The sequence below is a fragment of the Acinetobacter sp. 228 genome, from assembly GCF_048147885.1.
In genome coordinates this window covers 14,050-34,140 of record NZ_JAYWYV010000025.1, presented here as the reverse complement: position 1 = coordinate 34,140, position 20,091 = coordinate 14,050, and the positions used below count along the sequence as shown (strand labels likewise).

General features: G+C 42.3%; 19 protein-coding genes. 6 read left to right on the top strand and 13 right to left on the bottom strand.

The window, feature by feature from the left end; translation table 11 throughout:
- The first annotated feature begins 149 nt into the window (after window positions 1-149).
- The gene (locus VXQ92_RS14460; protein WP_416682273.1) at window positions 150-1,193 is read left to right on the top strand and encodes an NAD(P)H-dependent flavin oxidoreductase; all 1,044 of its coding nucleotides are present in this window, start codon (window positions 150-152) and stop codon (window positions 1,191-1,193) included.
- 59 nt (window positions 1,194-1,252) lie between these two features.
- Here the strand turns inward: VXQ92_RS14460 and VXQ92_RS14455 are convergent, their stop codons facing one another.
- Together VXQ92_RS14455 and dusB are read right to left on the bottom strand one after the other, a co-directional pair.
- Window positions 1,253-1,930: a hypothetical protein gene (locus VXQ92_RS14455; protein ID WP_416682271.1), complete on the bottom strand. Its 678-nt coding sequence runs from the start codon at window positions 1,928-1,930 to the stop codon at window positions 1,253-1,255.
- 251 nt (window positions 1,931-2,181) lie between these two features.
- A complete protein-coding gene (dusB, locus tag VXQ92_RS14450) occupies window positions 2,182-3,207 on the bottom strand; it encodes a tRNA dihydrouridine synthase DusB (RefSeq protein ID WP_416682269.1) in 1,026 nt (341 codons plus the stop codon).
- Window positions 3,208-3,287: 80 nt separating this feature from the next.
- Here dusB and VXQ92_RS14445 point away from each other — a divergent pair, with 80 nt between their 5' ends.
- Both VXQ92_RS14445 and VXQ92_RS14440 read left to right on the top strand, forming a co-directional pair.
- The gene (locus VXQ92_RS14445; RefSeq protein ID WP_416682267.1) at window positions 3,288-4,496 is read left to right on the top strand and encodes a DUF1615 family protein; all 1,209 of its coding nucleotides are present in this window, start codon (window positions 3,288-3,290) and stop codon (window positions 4,494-4,496) included.
- Window positions 4,463-5,116, top strand: coding sequence for an HAD-IB family hydrolase (locus VXQ92_RS14440; RefSeq protein WP_144723921.1), 654 nt, complete (start codon window positions 4,463-4,465; stop codon window positions 5,114-5,116). The genes VXQ92_RS14445 and VXQ92_RS14440 overlap by 34 nt, the downstream gene beginning before the upstream one ends.
- 189 nt (window positions 5,117-5,305) lie before the next feature.
- Here VXQ92_RS14440 and VXQ92_RS14435 read toward each other — a convergent pair whose 3' ends face one another.
- Window positions 5,306-6,400 carry a fatty acid desaturase family protein gene (locus VXQ92_RS14435; protein ID WP_004279989.1) on the bottom strand — a complete coding sequence of 365 codons (1,095 nt, stop codon included), beginning with the start codon at window positions 6,398-6,400 and terminating at the stop codon, window positions 5,306-5,308.
- 14 nt (window positions 6,401-6,414) lie between these two features.
- Complete coding sequence (locus VXQ92_RS14430) at window positions 6,415-7,479, bottom strand: flavin reductase family protein (protein ID WP_416682279.1); 1,065 nt, start codon at window positions 7,477-7,479, stop codon at window positions 6,415-6,417.
- A gap of 150 nt (window positions 7,480-7,629) precedes the next feature.
- Between VXQ92_RS14430 and fabR the strand changes: the two genes are divergently transcribed.
- Window positions 7,630-8,310 carry an HTH-type transcriptional repressor FabR gene (gene fabR / locus VXQ92_RS14425; protein ID WP_144723920.1) on the top strand — a complete coding sequence of 227 codons (681 nt, stop codon included), beginning with the start codon at window positions 7,630-7,632 and terminating at the stop codon, window positions 8,308-8,310.
- A gap of 60 nt (window positions 8,311-8,370) precedes the next feature.
- Here fabR and VXQ92_RS14420 read toward each other — a convergent pair whose 3' ends face one another.
- The 5 genes from VXQ92_RS14420 to VXQ92_RS14400 all read right to left on the bottom strand — a co-directional run bounded on the left by VXQ92_RS14420 (window position 8,371) and on the right by VXQ92_RS14400 (window position 14,182).
- A complete protein-coding gene (locus tag VXQ92_RS14420) occupies window positions 8,371-9,171 on the bottom strand; it encodes an alpha/beta fold hydrolase (protein ID WP_416682265.1) in 801 nt (266 codons plus the stop codon).
- 137 nt (window positions 9,172-9,308) lie between these two features.
- On the bottom strand, window positions 9,309-9,575 hold the full coding sequence (locus tag VXQ92_RS14415; RefSeq protein WP_064101962.1) for a PAAR domain-containing protein: 267 nt from the start codon (window positions 9,573-9,575) through the stop codon (window positions 9,309-9,311).
- A gap of 140 nt (window positions 9,576-9,715) precedes the next feature.
- Window positions 9,716-12,553 (bottom strand): RNA polymerase-associated protein RapA, encoded by a 2,838-nt coding sequence (gene rapA, locus VXQ92_RS14410; RefSeq protein WP_416682263.1) that lies wholly within the window; start codon window positions 12,551-12,553, stop codon window positions 9,716-9,718.
- A 143-nt stretch (window positions 12,554-12,696) separates the two neighbouring features.
- Window positions 12,697-13,341, bottom strand: a complete 645-nt coding sequence (locus VXQ92_RS14405) for an RluA family pseudouridine synthase (protein ID WP_416682261.1) — start codon at window positions 13,339-13,341, stop codon at window positions 12,697-12,699.
- A 133-nt stretch (window positions 13,342-13,474) separates the two neighbouring features.
- Complete coding sequence (locus VXQ92_RS14400; RefSeq protein WP_416682260.1) at window positions 13,475-14,182, bottom strand: phosphopantetheine-binding protein; 708 nt, start codon at window positions 14,180-14,182, stop codon at window positions 13,475-13,477.
- Window positions 14,183-14,343: 161 nt separating this feature from the next.
- On the opposite strand from VXQ92_RS14400, the gene VXQ92_RS14395 reads away from it, so the two are divergent.
- Window positions 14,344-14,961: a trimeric intracellular cation channel family protein gene (locus VXQ92_RS14395; RefSeq protein ID WP_416682258.1), complete on the top strand. Its 618-nt coding sequence runs from the start codon at window positions 14,344-14,346 to the stop codon at window positions 14,959-14,961.
- Window positions 14,962-15,400: 439 nt separating this feature from the next.
- Window positions 15,401-16,129, top strand: a complete 729-nt coding sequence (locus VXQ92_RS14390) for an N-acetyltransferase (protein ID WP_416682256.1) — start codon at window positions 15,401-15,403, stop codon at window positions 16,127-16,129.
- Window positions 16,130-16,397: 268 nt separating this feature from the next.
- Here VXQ92_RS14390 and VXQ92_RS14385 read toward each other — a convergent pair whose 3' ends face one another.
- The 4 genes from VXQ92_RS14385 to VXQ92_RS14370 form a co-directional block, all read right to left on the bottom strand.
- Window positions 16,398-16,814, bottom strand: a complete 417-nt coding sequence (locus tag VXQ92_RS14385) for a GlcG/HbpS family heme-binding protein (protein ID WP_144724420.1) — start codon at window positions 16,812-16,814, stop codon at window positions 16,398-16,400.
- A 130-nt stretch (window positions 16,815-16,944) separates the two neighbouring features.
- Window positions 16,945-18,246: a glutamate-1-semialdehyde 2,1-aminomutase gene (gene hemL, locus VXQ92_RS14380; protein WP_416682254.1), complete on the bottom strand. Its 1,302-nt coding sequence runs from the start codon at window positions 18,244-18,246 to the stop codon at window positions 16,945-16,947.
- A gap of 38 nt (window positions 18,247-18,284) precedes the next feature.
- Window positions 18,285-18,905 (bottom strand): thiamine phosphate synthase, encoded by a 621-nt coding sequence (thiE, locus tag VXQ92_RS14375; protein WP_064095883.1) that lies wholly within the window; start codon window positions 18,903-18,905, stop codon window positions 18,285-18,287.
- A 573-nt stretch (window positions 18,906-19,478) separates the two neighbouring features.
- Window positions 19,479-19,862 (bottom strand): Mpo1-like protein, encoded by a 384-nt coding sequence (locus VXQ92_RS14370; protein WP_416682252.1) that lies wholly within the window; start codon window positions 19,860-19,862, stop codon window positions 19,479-19,481.
- Window positions 19,863-20,091: the final 229 nt, after the last annotated feature.

Sequence of the window (20,091 nt, the reverse complement as noted above, 5' to 3'; positions counted from 1 at the left end):
AACAACCCGTCCCAATTGCGACATAGTGTGTCGTAACAAATGTAAATGGCACGTAACCCATGCTGCAGTATTTCAAAATAAAATAACCAATATGATTTGCTTAATTTGGTGCTCAAAGGCAAAGTAAAAGCATAACAAGGAGCAAATCTATGTCTTTATTAGAAAATCTTGGAATTAAACATCCTATTTTCTTGGCACCGATGGCAGGTGTCTCTACACCTGAGCTTGCTGCCGAAGTGTCCAATCAGGGCGGCTTGGGTTCACTGGGTCTGGGAGCCAGCAGTATCGAGGCTGCCCGACAACAGATTTTAAAGACCCAGGAACTGACTGATTGCCCTTTTCAGGTCAATTTTTTCTGTCATGACAGTGTGTCTGTAGATGAAGCTGTAGCACAGGCATGGATTGCACAATTTAAAGATAAATTTGCCGAATATGGCGCTCAGGCACCGGATCATTTGGAATGCATTTATCCGAGTTTTAAAGACAATGATGACTTCCTGAATCTGATACTGGAAACCAGACCGCGAGCGGTCAGCTTTCATTTTGGTATTCCGCATCCACATCAGATTCAAGCCCTCAAACAGGTCGGAATTCTGACTATGGTATCTGCCACCAACTTTGCCGAAGCCAAGGCTATTGAAGCAGCGGGAATCGATATTATTGTCGCACAGGGTATTGAGGCTGGCGGACACCGGGGAGTTTTCTCAACCAAATTTGATGCCTCAGTTAAAACCTCGAATCTGGTCAAGCTGATTAGACAGCATTCGTCCTTGCCCGTTGTAGCTGCAGGCGGAATTATGGATGGTCAACAGGCCAGACTGATGCTGGATTTCGGTGCAGAGGCAGTACAACTCGGAACTGCATTTGTACAATGCAAATCTTCCAATGCCAATGAGGACTATCGTAAAGCTCTACTTTCCAAGCCACTCACTCAAGTCAGTGCCAGCATTTCCGGTCGTCCTGCACGCGGCATCATCAATCACTGGCATATGGAAGTCGATACCCCAGACCGTTTGGACGTGCCAGCCTATCCATATACTTATGATCTTGCTAAACAGCTAAATGCTGCTGCTGCCAAACATGGAGATCAAGGTTATGGTGCATTCTGGGCGGGTTCAAATGTAGCGCAGATTCGTGAAATGGAAGCCTCCGATCTGATTAACCAGCTCGTACTGGAAATGTCGCACCCTTAATCATTGAAATCATAAAAAAACCTCTCTATATAGAGAGGTTTTTTAATTCAGCCAGATTACTAGCGTGTAACACGATGCCAGGCATCTTTAACCGCGAATTTCGCTTCTTCCCAATTGAGGCGGGACTCACCTTTTAACTGTTCCCACTTGGTACGCAGTTCAGGTTCGGCACGATCAAAATCTGTATCACGATCATACATTGAGCGGTTTTCATAACCGACCCGGTAGGCATCGCGATAGTCGCGATCATAATCCAGATCGATATAAGTTGTCCGCATTTCACTGAAATACGGGCGGTTTTGATACTCATCTCTCCAGTATTTATCTTCTGCAATCAGATGATCCGGATGTCGATAGTTATCGGCCTCTGGGTGATTTTCAGGATGCTGATAGTTATCGGTCTGTTTTTGATGATCTGGCGTAGCGATATCATTACCTGCAATTCCGCCTACAATTCCACCGATAATACCACCTACCACTGCACCTGGAGGACCACCTACCAGACCTGCAACTGCTCCCACAGCAGCACCACCTAAAGTACCAGCGCTGGTCGCAGCCAGATTATCCTTACCTTCATTCATGTCAGGAACATGAGGATTATCTTTTACGGGGGTATTCAAATCCGGGCGTGCATTAGTGTCAGCAGGATTGACATTCAGACCTTCACTACGTTCTTGTGGCAATTCCGTTGACGTTTTATGACTAAATTCTGTAACTGGACGATTGGTATTTGTCATATATATAGATCTCCCTCAATCATGACTACAAGCCAGAAAGTTCACATCTGGGTTATATATGGATGAATCTATCTTAGAGGAAGCCTGAGTAAGCAATGTCCAAATCCTGTCCAGTTTAAGTGAACAAAATGTACTGGTATGTATTAGATGCACTCAAGTGTAAACAGAGTGCTAAAATTTGTCTGCTCAAGATAAAAAAGGTTGGTATTTAACACAAAAAATATTACCTAAATCGGTCAGTTGTCCTGACTTTATTGGGTCTGCAGTAAATTCACCGCTTCAACCTGTACATCATTCATTGTAAGGCCATGTTCTAGCAGGGTATTAAAATAATCTTCTACCACACGATACTGGTCAGCGGTATTTTCTACCTGATACATGCTTTGACGAAACTCGTTACTAGATCGCAGTCCTTTGGTGTACCAGGCAATATGTTTACGAGAAATTCGGCAGCCGGAATATTCGCCATAGAACTCGTATAATTCTGTCAGATGTCCCAATAAAACTTCTTTGACTTCTGCAATACTCGGTGCATCCAGATGTTGACCAGTTTTTAGATAATGTGCAATTTCACGAAAAATCCAGGGCCGGCCTTGTGCTGCACGTCCAATCATAATTGCATCTGCACCGGTATAATCCAGCACATATTGGGCTTTTTCAGGACTGTCGATATCACCGTTAGCAATCACAGGAATATTCAACATTTCCTTTACATCTTTAATAAGTGTGTAACGCGCGGTATTCAAATACATGTCTTCACGGGTACGGCCATGCAAAGCCAATGCGGCAATTCCCGCTTCTTCCGCGCGTTTCGCGACCCGCATAATATTTTCCTGTCCATTCAAATAACCAAGACGGGTTTTTAAGGTTACCGGCACGTCAACTGCAGCAACAACTGCATCTAAAATACGCGCAACCAAATCTTCATCCTGCAACAAAGCTGAACCAGCAAGTCGGTTACAGACCTTTTTGGCTGGACAGCCCATATTAATATCAACAATTTGTGCGCCATTGGCCACCTGATAACGTGCCGCTTCAGCCAGATCATGCGGGTCTGAACCAGCAATCTGCGCCGAAATCGGTGCCAGTTCTCCATCAAAATTGGCACGATATAAGCTTTTTTTACTCATTCGCAAAGTTTTGTCGGACGTCATCATTTCACTCACTGCATGACCTGCGCCAAAATATTTGCACAAGGTTCTAAACGGGCGGTCGGTTACACCTGCCATGGGAGCGACAATCAAATTGTTTGACAGTTGATAAGGACCAATATACATATAAATTCATCACTTTTTTGGTGAGCATAGTATACTGCATCTGTCTTATTCACTCATCTTTTCAGTTAATTTACCGCACCATGAATAAAACTTTTACCTCTTGTTTTTCTCTTCAGTCATTGTCTGTGCTCGCACTTTCTTTAAGTCTTGCTGGCTGTGGCAACGGTTCATGGTGGTCAAAAGATGATAAACCAACACTTGAAGTTGAACATATTCGTAAAGCTATTCCAAGCCGTGTCAATCAACGTGAATCTTGGGCGCAAGATATTTACGATATTACTGAACAGCTTGGCATTCCTCAGACCAAGGAAAATGTCTGCACCATTGTGGCAGTAGTTGATCAGGAATCCAACTTTGTTGCAGATCCTACTGTTCCGGGTTTGGGTGAAAAAGCGGTTAAGGAAGTTCAAGGCCGTCTTGATGAAAAATTCAAAGACAAACTTGGTGATGCATTTGGTGGAACAGTTGCTGGATATTTTCAGGAAGTTCTTAAAAATCATCCAAGTCCTGAAGACAACTTCCTGAGTCAGATGCGCCGGGTCAAAACTGAACGGGAACTGGATGAGCTATATCGTGAAATATTTGACTATATGTCGAAGCATTATCATGTCAGCGCACTCACTGGTGCTGCCAAACTGGTCGGGCAGAATATTGCTGAGAAAATGAATCCGATTACTACATTGGGTTCAATGCAAGTGCATATCAGCTATGCCAAAGAGCATAAACGCCAAGGCGGCAATATTGCAGAGCTGCGTACCGATCTCTACAGTCAATATGGCGGTCTGTATTATGGGATTCATCGCCTGATGATGTATCCGGCGGATTATGACAAGCCGATTTACCGTTTTGCGGACTATAACTCGGGCATGTATTCCAGTCGAAATGCAGCTTTTCAGAGCATGTTAAATGATTTAACTGAAGCCGAACTCGATCTGGATGGCGATTTATTGCTATATACGAAAGATGGAGCAACCCGCTCACAAAAGAGCCAGTCCGAGCGCGAGTTGATCAGTGTCTTTGCCAAAAATAATTTTATTATTACTGAACGTCAAATCCGTGCCGATTTAAAAAAGGAAAAAGAGAAAGATTTTGAAGACACCATGACCTATCGTGGCGTTAGCAAGCTCTATCAGGAAAAGACAGGTAAAGATCCAATCTATGCCATTATGCCTGAAGTGGTCATTTCCGGACCAAAATTAAGTCGTGATTATAATACTAACTGGTTTGCTACCCGCGTCGATGGTCGATATCAAACATGCATGCGCAAAATCAAGAATCTAAAACTCTAGCCTTATTTGATTTTGATGGAACCCTGTATCTGCATGATAGCTTTACCGGGTTCATTTTCCATGCCTTAAGAAAACGGCATATTGTGAAACGCGGCATGCAAATTTTGCCATGGATTCAGGCCTATTATTTAAATTTCTATCCGGCACATCGCATGCGACCCAAATTGTATGCCAGCATGTTTAAAAACAGTGATGCAGGGGAAATTCTGCAATTAGCTCAGGATTATGCGCAACAACTAATATTCAAGTTAAATCCGAAATTATTAAAGCAACTTAAACAGCATCAACAATTAGGACATGAAGTCGTGCTGGTATCCGCCTCATTAGATTTGTATCTTAAACCGGTGTGCAGTTATTTAAATATCGATTTAATCTGTAGCGAAGTTGAAATCAAAGCCGGGAAATTGACAGGGTTTTATCAAACTCCTGACTGTAGTAATACACAAAAGAAAATTAGAATTCTAGAAAAATATAATCTGGATAATTATGCTGAAATTTATGCTTATGGGAATAGCAAGGAAGATATAGAAATGCTCAGTCTGGCGCAGCAAAGCTATTTTGAGGGTCAAGATCAACAGCTTCCAAAAATTAATATTTCAGCTCATTCGATGCCATATTAGTCTTTCCATTCTATAGGGTTAACCAACTAAACGCCTTTAGACAACGCTATAAATGGCATATTAACTTTTTACTTTATGCCTTGAAATCATCTTAAATAGCTTTGCAATTAGGACTTTGACTTCCTGAAGTATTCACCTCCTAAATAAAAAACCACTTCATTTGAAGTGGTTTTTTAGCTTTAAGAAAAATTATTTCTTAAACGGAAATGCATATTTCACAATACGTTTGATCACACTGCCGTACTGTTTTACCAAGCTGGCATTGTTATAGTTCAAACCATATTTTTCACAAACAGCCTGAACTTTCGGTGCCATTTGGCGATAGCGACGTGCAGGCACATCAGGATACAGATGATGTTCAATCTGATGACTTAAATGGCCGGTTAAAATATGGAAAGCCTCAGAACCGGTCAGGTTGGATGAACCACGAATCTGGCGCATATACCAATGACCACGACTTTCATTTTGCAGTACTGATTTCGGGAATACTTCTACATCTTTGGTAAAGTGGCCACAGAAAATAATACTAAAGGTCCAGATATTACGCAGACCATTGGCCACCATATTGCCGGTTAAAACCGGTAAAGCCGCAGGACCCGCGATGAGTGGGAAGAATACATAATCTTTAAACAACTGCTTACCGATTTTATTCTGCATTGGACGCCATTCTTCTTTGGTCTGCTCTTTGCTTTTACGGCCTTTGAAGTATTTACCCAATTCAAGATTCTGAATTGCAACGCCCCACTGGAACAATAAACAGAATGGCACTGCATAAATCGGTTGCAATAAATAGCCCGGTTTCCAGCGCTGTTCGGGGAACAGGCGTAATAGGCCATAACCGATATCATCATCCATACCCTTAATATTGGTATAGGTATGATGCTTAAAGTTATGGGTTTGACGCCAGTTGTCTGAAGTCCCTACGATATCCCATTCATAGGTCTGACCATTGAGTTTAGGATCATTCATCCAGTCATACTGACCATGCATGACATTATGACCCAGTTCCATATTTTCCATAATTTTGGCAAAGCCCAAGAGACCTGTACCCAATAGCCATGCTGGCGGGAACCAGCCTGCAAATAACAAGGCGCGACCGGCAATCGACGAATAACGAATGGTTGAATAGACACGGCGAATATATTTGGCGTCTTTTTCACCCAGGTCATCTAGCACTTCTTGCTTAATCGCATCGAGTTCACGTGCAAGTTCATCAAGTTCAAACTGGGTTAATTCACGGTTTTTAGGATTTTTAAAATACTGTAATTTTACTGGCATATTCATAGGATAAAACTCGCTTATAAGTCGATGACAAGGTCAGTCTGCGCTGAGTTAATACAAATTTTGAGCAGGTTGCCGGGCTCGGTATTTTGCGAACCGTTGACCAGATTCTTGGTCGAACCCTCTACTTTATTGCAGGCACATTTATTACAAATGCCCATACGACAACCATGGGTCGGTTTAATATTTTGCTGTTCCAGGCTCACCAGAATGGACTGGCCTTTTGGAATGCTGACCGTTTTTTTCGACTGGGTCAGGGTGACATTAATAAAGCCGGTATCCGATAGATCCGCCAAACTCATACTGAAGGCTTCACCTTTAAACTGTTTTGCCTGAGTAAAAAGCTGTTCTGCTTTAGATACAAAACCTGAAGGACCACAGCAATATACGATGCTATTTTCCAGATTTTGCAGATCGGTCAGATAGGTTTCATCCAGACGCGCAGCAGCTGGCTGTTCTTGAGTGGCATACACATGAAATGAGAAATTTGCATGTTTCTGAGCAAGTTCTTCAAACCGTACTTTGAATGCGGCATCTTGATCTTTTTTAACCCAGTACCAGAGAGTGACCGGTGCAGATAGTTCACCTTTTTTGCTCAAACTTTCCAGCATACTGAGCATTGGAGTAATACCACTCCCTGCAGCAAGTAAGATCAATGGACTCGTCTGCGCAGGCAAGGTCATGTCACCATAAGGCTGACCAAATTCGATCACATCACCCACTTGTGCCTGTTCTGCCAACCAGGTACTGACTTTACCGGCATTGACTTTTTTCACGGTCAATAAAACATGTTGCGCATCTACACGGGTCAAACTATAGCTACGTTCATAACGGATGCCGTTTACCACCACATAGACCGGATGATGCTGCCCTGCTTCACCAAACTTAAATAAGCGATTCACCTGAATTTTCAGACTCAGCATATCCTGTGCTGCATTTTCTATATGCACGATCTTGCCTAATGGCTGATTCAACGACCACACAGGATTGAGTTTCTGAATCCAGAAATTAATTGCATGCTGATCGATTACACTATCAGACAGTGCATTCAATGGCATTTTAAGTTTTTGCAGTACATGCATTGTTTGTGACATCACCTTGGGTTTTTAATTATTATACACATGTATATATATTTGTATATACAATCGTATTGTTTCTAATCATTTCACAAGCTTGACTAGCTCGGTTATAATAAAATGTCATGCATGAACCTATCGATGAACGAGCCTTCAATGAAAATAAGCAGTGATGCATCTTTACTACAATCGAAAAGCATTGATGAGCCGATTATCGTACGGAGTGTCGGTCGCAAGGCTACCATTACCAAGGAAGAGCTGTTTCAGGCTGCCTTGAATCTGATTGGACCACAAAAAAGCATCGCTTCTTTAAGTTTACGTGAAGTAGCACGTGAAGCCGGTATTGCCCCAAACAGTTTCTATCGTCATTTTAAAGATATTGATGAACTGGCCATTGAGCTGATAGATCGTGCGGGGATTGTATTGCGTCAGATTTTGAATGAGGCACGGCTGCAAGCTTCCCGCCAGAACAGCATCATCCGTAGTTCTGTAGAAATTTTTATTGCCCAGCTCGATGCCGATGAAGGCAATCTAAGCCTGTTATTGCGTGAAGGTTATACCGGCTCCAAGTCTTATAAACAGGCGGTAGAGCGTCAATTGAATTATTTCCAGCAAGAACTGCAAGATGACCTGATCCGTCTGGAACGTCTGAATAATAAAAAGCTGCTACATGCTGACATTGCCGCCAAAGCGATTACACAGCTGGTGTTCAACATGGGTGCCAATGTGATTGATATACCCGCTGAAGACCGCAAAGAAATTGCCGAACAGACTATGATCATGATTCGGATGATTCTTGAAGGTGCACGCCATCTGGAAGACTCTCAGTTACGTTAATTTTTCATGGCGTAAAAGGATATAAAAGAGACGTAATCAATGTCTCTTTTTTTGTGCCGATCATAAAAGTGCAAGTTGGGCTTTGACTACCTTTGCAGTAGCTTCTGGATGCTCAAGAGGGAACATATGTCCACCTTCGACCACTGAATAATCAATCTGGTAAATCTTGTGCATCCCTTGTGGCAAACCCTGCTGATAAAACTGGCTCTGCTCGGCAGTAATCAGATGCATCGGCACTTCAGGCGCTCGGCGTGGCGTTCTCCACCACCATGCGGGTACAGTCCGGAAAATTTCAGCTTCTACCTGTTTGGGAATGGTTAACGTCACCCCACCGCGTTCAGATTCTGGCTGAATACCGCTCTCGATATAATCAGCAAAACACTGCTCATCGAAATTTTTAAACAGACGGTTAGATCGCAAAGCTTCAATCGCGACCTGTTTCGATGGCCAATGATCCTTGCGTTTTAGTGTAATTCCTGCGGGTGTATAACGATCGATACTTTTCAGATTCAGCTTTTTAATCAGTTCAAATATGGCGCTGTTTTTTCCAATCACAAACGGTGGATCCATGATGACCAGTTTGGAAAACAGTTCTGGACGTCGATACGCTGCCATCAGGGTTACCAGACCACCAAAGGAATGCCCTAGACCAATCACCTGTTGCTGAGAAAACTGCTGCTCGATATCTGCAATGACTTCATCGACCAGATAACGCCAGTCTCGCGTAATCGGATATTGCGGATTCATGCCGATAAATGGAATCGCTTTGACTTCATAGTCTTGCTGAAAATAATCCAGAAACTTCTGGTAAGTTGCCGCAGGGATACCATTGGCATGAGTAAAATGTAGGGCTTGCTTCATTATTTTTTAAACGCAGTGCGTATTCATCCTGAAATCGTAGGCCAAGCTTAATGCGCTGCGTATTAATTTGGCAGTACAAAAATGCTCAACGCATGACCTCAAAGTCACTTCTCGCTATCTCTAGAAAAATAACAGACTTATTTCTGCGATACAGTCAAATGCTGCATGGGTAGAAAAATCGCCCCGCAACTGGCCTTATCTCCTGCAATGACAACGGCTCGTCCTTGAACAGTAACAGACAATTCACTAGCGATCGCGCTAACGGTAGTTAGACATTTGGGACAATAATGCTTCATGCCATTTAAATGTACGGCAACACCATGAATCAAAAAAGAGGGTTCACATTCAGTCACCATGCCGCCATGACTGGTCTTTGTGCCCAGTGTAATCAGTGCTTTTGACATGCTTTTTAGTTCTTATTTAGTGGGCCAATTTTAAACAGGAGAAAAATAACAGGCCAGCATTCTCCGACAAAGAATAATAAAACTGGATTTTGCCCATAAAAAAAGCAGCCCGAAAGCTGCATTTTTTAATGATTTAAAGCTTAAGGCTTAACCACAACCATCACCTGAATGGCTTCAGGCGTAACCGATAGACCATCCAGTAAGCTTAAACCTTCTTTCTGCAATTTCTGTAAACGTGCAATTTCATCTTCACGGATACTTGGGTTGAACTGTTTCAGATAGGTCAGGCGATCAATTTCATATTGCCATTTATTGCCATACACTTCTTTGGCTTGCTGCTTGAAGCCTGGCAAAGCACTGCGTGCCAGTTCAAGTGCCTGCTGATAACGCGCTTCAATCACATCACGACGTGCTTTCACCACCTGACGACAGCTATTGCCATCCAAATGATGTAGATAAGGCTTCAGGATTTCTGGTGCAATCTTCTGGGAGAGATCCTGACCTTTTTCACTGAGCAAGACACGGATTAACTGTTGCGGCAGGCTAGATGGCAAGTTCAATGCTTTCGGTGCAACCACATCGACCTTGAACCAGACTTCTAGCAATACCGAACCTTGTGGCAACGCCGCAGATTTTAGTACTGCTACATTGGTACTACCAAAGCCTTGGGTATTGATCATTTCCATCACGCTTTCAGTAAATGGATGTTCCAGTGTCAGGTATTGCGCATCTTCACGGATTTGTGCCTGATCACGATAGAAGGTGGCTGTCATGCCTTCCTCGTCCAGAGTCAAACCTTGAACCTGCATCTGATCGGTAGGCTTGATGATCACGGTACCATTGCTTTGTTCATCAAAGTCGATATTGGTCGATGCCATGAAGCGCTTCATGAACATTGGCAAAGTGGTATTATCATCATAATCTTCAAGCGCGTTGACAATTTCCTGTGCTACCACTGGACGGCATGAATTGTACTCTAGTAAACGGTCACGGCCTTGCTGCAATTCTGCTTCCAAAGCTTCACGCTGCACGCTGACCTCTTCCAGCAGGTCTTCAAATTCCTGATCTTTATCTGCAAGCAGACAGTCTTTCAAGGCAACAATAAAGTTTTCTTGCAGAGTTTGTGCAGTTGGTGAAATATTGCTGAAAATATTCAAGGCTTCGTTATACCAGCGGAACATACGCTCTTGCGCAGTGCCCACCAGATAAGGCACATGAATCTGGATACGGTTTTCCTGGCCAATACGGTCCAGACGGCCAATACGCTGTTCCAGCACATCCGGATTCGCGGGCAGGTCAAACAGAATCAGATCAGAAGCAAACTGGAAGTTACGCCCTTCTGAACCAATTTCCGAACACAGGAGAATCTGTGCGCCATACGAATCTTCAGCGAAATAAGCCGCCGCTTGGTCACGTTCCAGCAGACTCATGCCTTCATGGAACATCGCAGTACGAATACCTGCATGTAAACGCAACACATTTTCCAGCGCTTCAACCACTGGACCGCTTCGGGCAATCAGTAATACTTTCTTGTGTTTCAGATCTGTACGCAGCTTTTCCATCAACCACATCACGCGTGGATCAGTTTCCATCCACGAGCCATCCAGCTGGGCTTCTTCAGGCCACATTTGCTCACGTAGTTTGCCGTCTTTTGACCAGTGTTCTGGTGCCGGCAATGGTGCGGGCTGACAGTCACGTCCCGGGAAGCCTTGAATTGCTTCACGCGTATTACGGAACAGAATACGGCCTGTACCATGACGATCTAATAGCTCATGAATCGCACGGAAACGCTGCTCGGGAAGATCCTCAATCGGATGTCCTAATAAGGTCTCAATCGCAGCAAAATGCTCAGCCTCTAGCGGCATGTCCGACATTAACACTTCTGCAATTTTAGCCGTATGCTGATATTGTGCTTCTTCATCCAGGAAACGATCCAGCGAGTTAAAACGTTGCGGATCGAGCAAACGCAGGCGCGCAAAGTGACTTTCCACACCAAGCTGTTCAGGTGTCGCTGTCAATAACAATACACCTGGCGTATGTTCAGCCAGCTCTTCGACCAGATCATAACGGTCGTTGCCGCCTTCTTCTTCACTCCACATCAAATGATGCGCTTCATCAACTACCAGCAAATCAAAACCGGCTTCAAGTGCCTGCTCCCGAAGATCTTCATGGTCAACCATCAAATCGACAGAAGCAATAATCTTTTGTTCGGTCAGGAATGGATTCAGATCAGGATCATGTTCTTTAATCGAAGCAGTACGGGTCAAATCAAACAGCGAGAATTCAAGATTGAAACGACGGCGCATCTCAATCATCCACTGGTACTGCAGTGAATCTGGCACCAAGATCAGGATACGTTCAGACCGGCCTGTTTTAAGCTGCTGGTGGATAATCAGACCTGCCTCAATGGTTTTACCCAAGCCGACTTCATCGGCCAGCAATACACGGGGTGCAAAACGCTGACCGACTTCATGGGCAATATAGAGTTGGTGCGGAATCAGGCCGACACGCGAACCGACCAAACCACGCAGTGGACTGCTTTGCATATTGGCCTGCATCAGCAGCGCTTCAATACGCAGGTCATACCATTCTTTATAATCAATCTGACTGGCCAATAAACGATCTAAAGGCCTAGACAGCTGGATAGTCGCACCAAGACGGGTTTCATTCAGTGCCTTACGTTCTTCTGTGCCATCTTCAAGAGTGCGTACTACCTGATAACGCACCACGCCGTTACGGTCTTCTACTGATTCAACAGTCCAGGTAACACCTTCCTGATCCTGTAATTCATCATTCACATTAAATATGATACGAGATAAGGGGGCATTGCTGCGTGCATAGACGCGGGTTTCATCGCTTTTTGGGAATAAAATGCTGACCGACCGCTCATCAACATCAATAAGAACGCCTAAACCGAGTTCTGTTTCAGTATCTGATAACCAACGTTGACCAATAGCAAATTGCTGCAATTTTTCCACCTTTATCTTAAGTACAAGATTATGAATATTAGGCTCAATCACGGAACGTCATTGGAGCAAAATTCCACACCTTCAAGCAATGTATTTTGACATAAAGCTCACTAAAAAGTGAGCATAATTCACGTCGAATAAATAAGTATTTCCTAGAATGGCGCCGGACAATAAAATTCGACCAGCTGCTCTGTTTGAGGATGATAAAAACTCAAACGTTCAGCATGTAAACATAGACGTGAGCTAAGCTGTTGATGTTCAGGTGATGCATATAAAGTATCGCCAATAATCGGATGTCCGAGATATTGCATATGCACACGTAACTGATGCGAACGACCGGTAACTGGCGTCAGTTTCACCCGGGTCACGGGTTGCCCCTGAATTTCAAAATGTTCAACTGCCTGCCAATGTGTGATGGCCGGTTTATGATGTGCGGGATCTGCGATATGTAAAGGTGGACGGCTTGGATCATACACCACGGGCACCTCAACAGTACCTTCGCCTGCTAATGTACCTGCCACGACTGCCTGATAGGTTTTATCGGTCTGGCGTTCCTGAAACTGGCGGGAAATGGTTTTTTGTCCCCACTTGCTCAGACCAAAGATTAAAATACCGGAAGTGTCGCGGTCCAGCCGATGGATCAGTAAAGTTTTAGGTTCTAGTTTGATCAGACGATTGATCAGGCAATCTTGTAAATCTTCTGTTTTACCGGGAACTGTGAGTAAACCTGCAGGTTTGTGGATGACCATGAAATCGTCATCACGATGTATCAGATGTTCGGTTAGAAAATTACTCAAAGTTCAATCCCAGGCTGATCGCGAAAAACAAGGCGGCAATGATAGAAAGCTTAGCCAATAATTACAATGCGCATTTGTGTAAATGGTGATGAAATTTCCGATTTAGCGCATAAAAATGCTCAATCATAGTCCATCAAGCGGAGGATTGTAGAATGAAGCCTACCAACGCATGCAAAGATGGATACTGTAGTACATCTTCATAACGGATATTTGCACCATTGGCACGCCATATACCAACCAGACTGACCACTGCAACCGAATCCAGTCCATACTGTCTGAGGTCGACATGGGGATCAATATCCAGTGCATCCATATCTAGCTGTTCAGCCACTGCTAGCATGATGCCTTTGCTGGACAATATATATTCTGACGGCGCACTCAAGTTCCATAATCGCGTCAGGCTATAGCTGTTCATGTGATGCAAGCCTTGTGCCGAGATATTCTCGATCCACTGGATATGCTGCTCCTGACTGGACATCAACATGGCATCATCGATAATACATATTTGCTCAGTCACGCTTTGCAGATGCGGTAATATCTGTTTCAGCATCGGCGTCACTTGCCCGGCAAAAATCAGCTGCGAATGAGTTGAGGCATATTCGCCGAGTTGCTGCATGCCCTGTATCAGGTCATCGCCATAGAGATCGACAACAGGAATGTCCAGTGCTTTGGCTTTATTGCTGGTCTGGATCAGGTTAGCCATAAGATCACTGCTCTCTATGCCTGACATCATCCTTATATTTTGCAGTCCCACCAGTACCAGCACCGATTGTGTCGATGATAGCTGCCATTTGGCTTGAGATGGCGCAAGTTGGATTTTTTTGGGCATTGGGTATAGCATGAGAGAACTTCTATTTAGCTTCGTACAACATTGCTGTATGCTAGCCTAAATTATATAAATTAATAAATTTCTGATTAACACTATAAGATCAAAAATATTCTAAAAACGCTAGCCACATAAAAAAACCGTCAATTACCGACATATAGTAAATCTTAAAGCCTATGGATATTTTACTTCACTATATTGATTTAGCTGGAACTTTTGTTTTTGCCTTAAGTGGAGCAATGCTAGGTATACAAAAAAAATATGATATTTTTGGGATATTCTCTTTAACTGCTATTACTGCAATTGGTGGAGGCGTTCTTCGAGATTTATGCCTTTCCGCCACACCTCCCTCAGGCCTCATTAATGAAGAATATTTCATTGCAATATTTCTGGCATTCCTACTCAGTATTTTATTTCAAAATATAGTTTATTCTTTAGATAAAGCGTCTTTATTATTTGATGCCTTGGGATTGGGATTTTTTGCAGCCTTTGGGGCAAATAAGACTTATGCTCATACCGGTAGCGTACAACTTTCAATTATCATGGGCTGCATAAGTGCGGTGGGTGGAGGATGCCTGCGGGATATTTTATGCAGACGTACACCGATTATATTTACGAAAGAAATCTATGCAAGTGCTGCGATGATAGGTGCTGCAATTGAAGTTTTAGGTTCAAGTGGTGTTATTTCATCTACTTATAGTATTTGGATTGCTATAATTACCTGCACTTTAATCCGTTTATTTTCATTGTATTACGGTTTAAATTTACCAAAAATAAAGTTAAAGCCAAAATAGTTTCTAGAAATTCTAAAGTGCACTCTCCTGATTTTTATTACAGGTGAGTTATTTAAGTTAAACAATCTACCCTAACCCGCATACTGCTTAAGCCGATAAGTCTCTTACTCGAATAACCGGCTGGTTTTGATGGCATTATTGGCAAGCGCACAGGCAGAAAGCATAGACTGTGTGGTAATAATCTCATGGTTATTAGTATTCCTTTTTTTTAAATTAATTTCGCATAAAATTTTTTTCTATTAAATGAAAATAGAGTTTTGTAGATATGTAAAAGTAGATGATTATTTACCCTTAAATACCTACTATTTTAAAGGAAGTCAAAAACTAGAAAATATTGAGTATGAAATATAAGAATTATAGCGATCATTTTTGTTAATTACTCAATTCGCAAATTTAGTTTTTTAATATGTGCTGCTTATTAGTTGAGATTTTATTAATTATGAATAATTCAATACATCCAACAGCCATTATTTCAGAGAAAGCTATTTTGGGTAAGAACATTACGATAGGTGCCAATACTATAATTTATGACAATGTTGAAATTGGTGATGATTCTTTTATCGGTGCCTTTTGTGAATTAGGAGTGGATAATCACTTATCAGAAGGTCAAAAACTAGTCTTAGGTAAAAATTCACACATTAGATCCCATAGTATATTTTATGAAGGGTCTGTATTTGGTGATGGACTCATAACAGGTCACAGAGTAACTGTCAGAGAAAAAGTTTTAGCTGGTAAGAACCTGCAAATAGGAACTTTGTGTGATTTACAGGGACATTGTGAAATTGGTGATTATGTCCGTTTTCATAGCAATGTGCATATTGGACAACATAGTAAAATTGGAAATTTTGTCTGGATCTTCCCCTACGTGGTTTTAACAAATGATCCCTACCCACCAAGTGAGATACAGATGGGAGTAACTGTTGAAGACTTTGTATCTATATGCACGATGAGTGTTATTTTACCAGGTGCCATAATATCTGAAGGTTGCTTAATAGGTGCTCACAGTTGTGTAAAAGGTATCACTGAAAAAGATTCAATTTATGTTGGCAGTCCAGCGAAGAATCTGGGTTCAACATCACGCATAAAACTAGAAGATGGATCGACAGCTTATCCATGGAGACATCATTTTAAACGAGGTTATCCGGAAGAAGTGACTAAAGATTGGTAAAATAATAAAAGGTTCTTTATTTGAATACTTTTATCCTGACTGGAATTAAATGATTATTTAACAATCTATTTTAAAATTTTCTAAAAAACATCATACAAGAAATACAAAACTCTATTTTTTCATCCAATGTAAGTCAAACCCTTAATTTATATTAAAAACCCAAGCCTACCGACTTAGGTTTTTTAATATCTTTTTTTGCGTTCCATTCTTATCTATATACCAATCAAAATTAATTTATTTTATTTAACTGGTAAAGGTTTATTAAAAATTAGGAAAACTTCACCAAAAACCTCTCAATCGCTACCTGCGCAATTTCTGCATCCTGAAATGACTTTACACCTGACACGCCCATCGCACCGACCAACTGCCCTTGGTACAGAATTGGTTCACCGCCTTCTAGCATCCCCGAGAAAGTCTCCATGGTCAGAAAACCCATCTGTCCGCCTTTGATAATATCTTCAAACAGCTTGGATGGACGGCGACTCATGGCAGAGCATTTGGCTTTTTCAATCGCCAGATTTGCAGTCATTGGTGCTGCGCCATCCATACGCTTCATTACCAGCAAATTACCGGTTTCATCCACTACAGTAATGCTGACATTAAAGCTATTCTGCATCGCATATTGGTGCGCTGCATCTAATAAAAATTCCGCATCACTTAAAGTCAAATAATGTTTGGTTTTCATGAAAAATAGTCTCGAATTTTAAATGTAATCTCCCCTAACCCCTCTTTAGTAAAGAGGGGAACTTTATTTATTCAGTTGAGGTTCCCTCCTTTTTAAAAGGAGGGTTAGGGAGGATTTAAAAAATTAAAATTTATCCTTTCATCTCAGCAAAAGTTTCTTTTGCGGCCTGAATGGTAAATTCGATATCTTCATCAGAATGTGCTGCTGACATAAAGCCGGCTTCAAATGCTGAAGGTGCAAGGTTTACGCCACGATCGAGCATACCATGGAAGAATTTACGGAAAGCATCGACATCACATTTCAACATCGAATCAAAGCTGGTGATGTCTTCCTGGTCGGTAAAGTACAGACCAAACATTCCACCAACCTGTTGTGTCTTGAATGGAATGCCTGCGTCATCCGCAGCAGCTTGCAAGCCAACCAGCAGCTTCTCAAGTTGAGCAGACAGTTTCTCGTAGAAACCTGGTTCACGCAGATGTTTAAACATCTCAATCCCGGCACGCATCGCCAGCGGATTACCCGACAACGTACCTGCTTGGTATACTTTACCCAGTGGTGCAATACATTCCATCACTTCACGCTTACCACCGAAAGCGCCCACTGGCAGACCTGCACCAATAATTTTACCCAATGTGGTTAAATCCGGAGTTACGCCGTAATATGCTTGCGCACCACCCAGCCCAACACGGAAACCTGTCATCACTTCATCAATAATAAACACTGAACCATGTTCATCACAGACATCACGAATCGCTTGCAGGAAACCATCAATTGGTTTCACCAGGTTCATGTTGCCTGCGACTGGCTCAACAATCACGCCAGCAATTTCTGAACCAAATTTGGCAAAGCATTCTTTTAAAGTGGCGATGTCATTATATGGAAGGGTTAAGGTGTGTTTGGCAAAATCCGCCGGAACACCTGCAGACGTCGCTTCCCCTTCTCCACTGGTCAACAAGCCTGAACCGGCTTTTACCAATAATGAATCGGAGTGACCGTGATAACAGCCTTCAAATTTTACAATCTTGTCACGGCCAGTATAGCCACGCGCCAGACGGATCGCAGTCATGGTCGCTTCTGTACCTGAGTTGGTCATGCGAACCAGCTCAATCGATGGCATGATCTCGCAGATAATGTCTGCCAGTGTGGTTTCATGAACTGTGGGCGCACCAAAACTCAAACCGTCTACTGCAGCATCCTGAACCGCTTTAATAATCGCCGGATGCGCATGGCCGAGAATCATCGGCCCCCATGAACCTACATAGTCCACATAACGCTTGCCATCTACATCATAGAGATACGCACCTTGGGCTTTTTCGATAAAGACCGGTGTACCACCGACTCCATTAAATGCACGTACAGGTGAATTGACACCACCCGGGATGTGTTTATTGGCTTGTTTGAACAGTTGTTCTTGCTTTGGAGATAAGCTCATGAAGGCACTCGACTCAAAATTAAATCAATCAAAAAATTTTATGCTGTAGCTTGAAAAAGCGCAGACCATTCATCTAAACGTTCAGGAATGGCATTCATAGGTAGTCCCAATATATCACTAATCACCGCGCAATAATCCGCACCTGACTCAATGACTTCTTTAGAATTTTCAACCGTTAAACCGCCGATGGCACATAAAGGTACATTTAATTTCTCTTTGGCCAGTTTTAAGGTTTCCAGACCAATATTACCGGCTTCTGGCTTACTGTCAGTAGCATAGATTGCGCCGAATGCCACATAATTTGCACCATCAGCAATGGCCTGTTCAGCCAGCTCAAGTGAGTTATTACAACTACGGCCAATCAACACGCCTTTAGGCAAACGTGCTACAGCATCGACAATAGAACCATCATCCTGGCCCAAATGCACACCCACGCCGTATTTAACCGCCATTTCAAGATCATCATTAATCACGAAAGGTACACCATATTCAGCACACATGGCTTTCATATACTCGATTTCGTAAATTTGATCTTCTTTCGCCACTTTTTTACGACGATATTGCAAGACCGCAACACCACCATTGGCCATGGCACCTTCTAACTTTGCCAACAAAAGCTCTAAGGGATCATCATTGGTAATTAAATATAAACCGCGCATCTTGCTCGCCACTTGCTAGGATGGCTCTATTATAGGCATAACTGGGTTTGATTTCCGCAGTCCTGCTATTTTCAAGCCTGAACAGCAACAAATTTACAGGTATTTAGAACACTTGATCCGTTAAATTTCAAATGTCCCTATATCTTCAGAGATAGCCCGATCGGCAGAAATTAGCTTAAAAAGCTTAGAAATAAAAATAAGCAAAAAATAATTAACTGTGTTACTCACATTCGCTACCTTGCATTTTTAAGTATTGATTTATAAAAAAGAGATGTTTCAAAGCCAGATGGGTTCTTTTACTTTCGGTTCAAGTCCACACGTTTTCGTCTACAACCATTGAGGCAAAATTTTAATTAAGTATTTGTAATTTAATTATTATTAAAGAAATATAAAAAAAGCCTGGAGAAGGTCGCTCCAGGCTTGGAAAACTGATGTATTCATTAAAATATAACGTTTGATCAAAAAGCTGTATCAGCAATAACACAATTATTAGAATAATAAATCTAGACTTGCAAGTCTTTTATCGAAATTTCATGCTTTAAACGCACACATTCCGATGAACGTATGTCTCGCTCAACTGGAAATCTTATCGTGTTTTTGGTCAAGCAGACTGATATTGCCACGTAGAACATCTGCAAACATCCTCCAGTCCGAGATAAAACTATATAGCGGTTGTTTAAAACTGGCCGGTTTATTGCGCTCAAAAATAAAATGACCAACCCAGGCACAGGCATAACCAGACAGCAGCCCATAGGCAAAATATCTAGGCTTGCCTTGGCGAATGGCTTTGGCAAAACAGTATAGTCCAATGCTACTGCCTGCCACATGCAGACGGCGACTGACAATATGTCGATGCTCGGTCAAATAGAAGCGATAAAATTCATGATAATTTGTAATTGGCATCTGTGGCTGAACCGCGACCACGTTATTTCTTTCTGGTTGTACTTGTACATTCATTGCTCATCATCCTGACGTTTTTGTTTTACCTTAGCGTATATTTTAGCCAAATAACAGTTTTTTAAATCTGTACTTCTCTGCTTTTCGAATGTCCTCGGGACACCCTGATCACTATTATTTGAGGCCCATACGAACCAATAAAAATGAATCTTAAAACTTCTGTTCAAAATTTTTATGTTCAGGTCAAGTCTTACATGTATTTTGATTTTGGTTACAATCTGCTACGCGC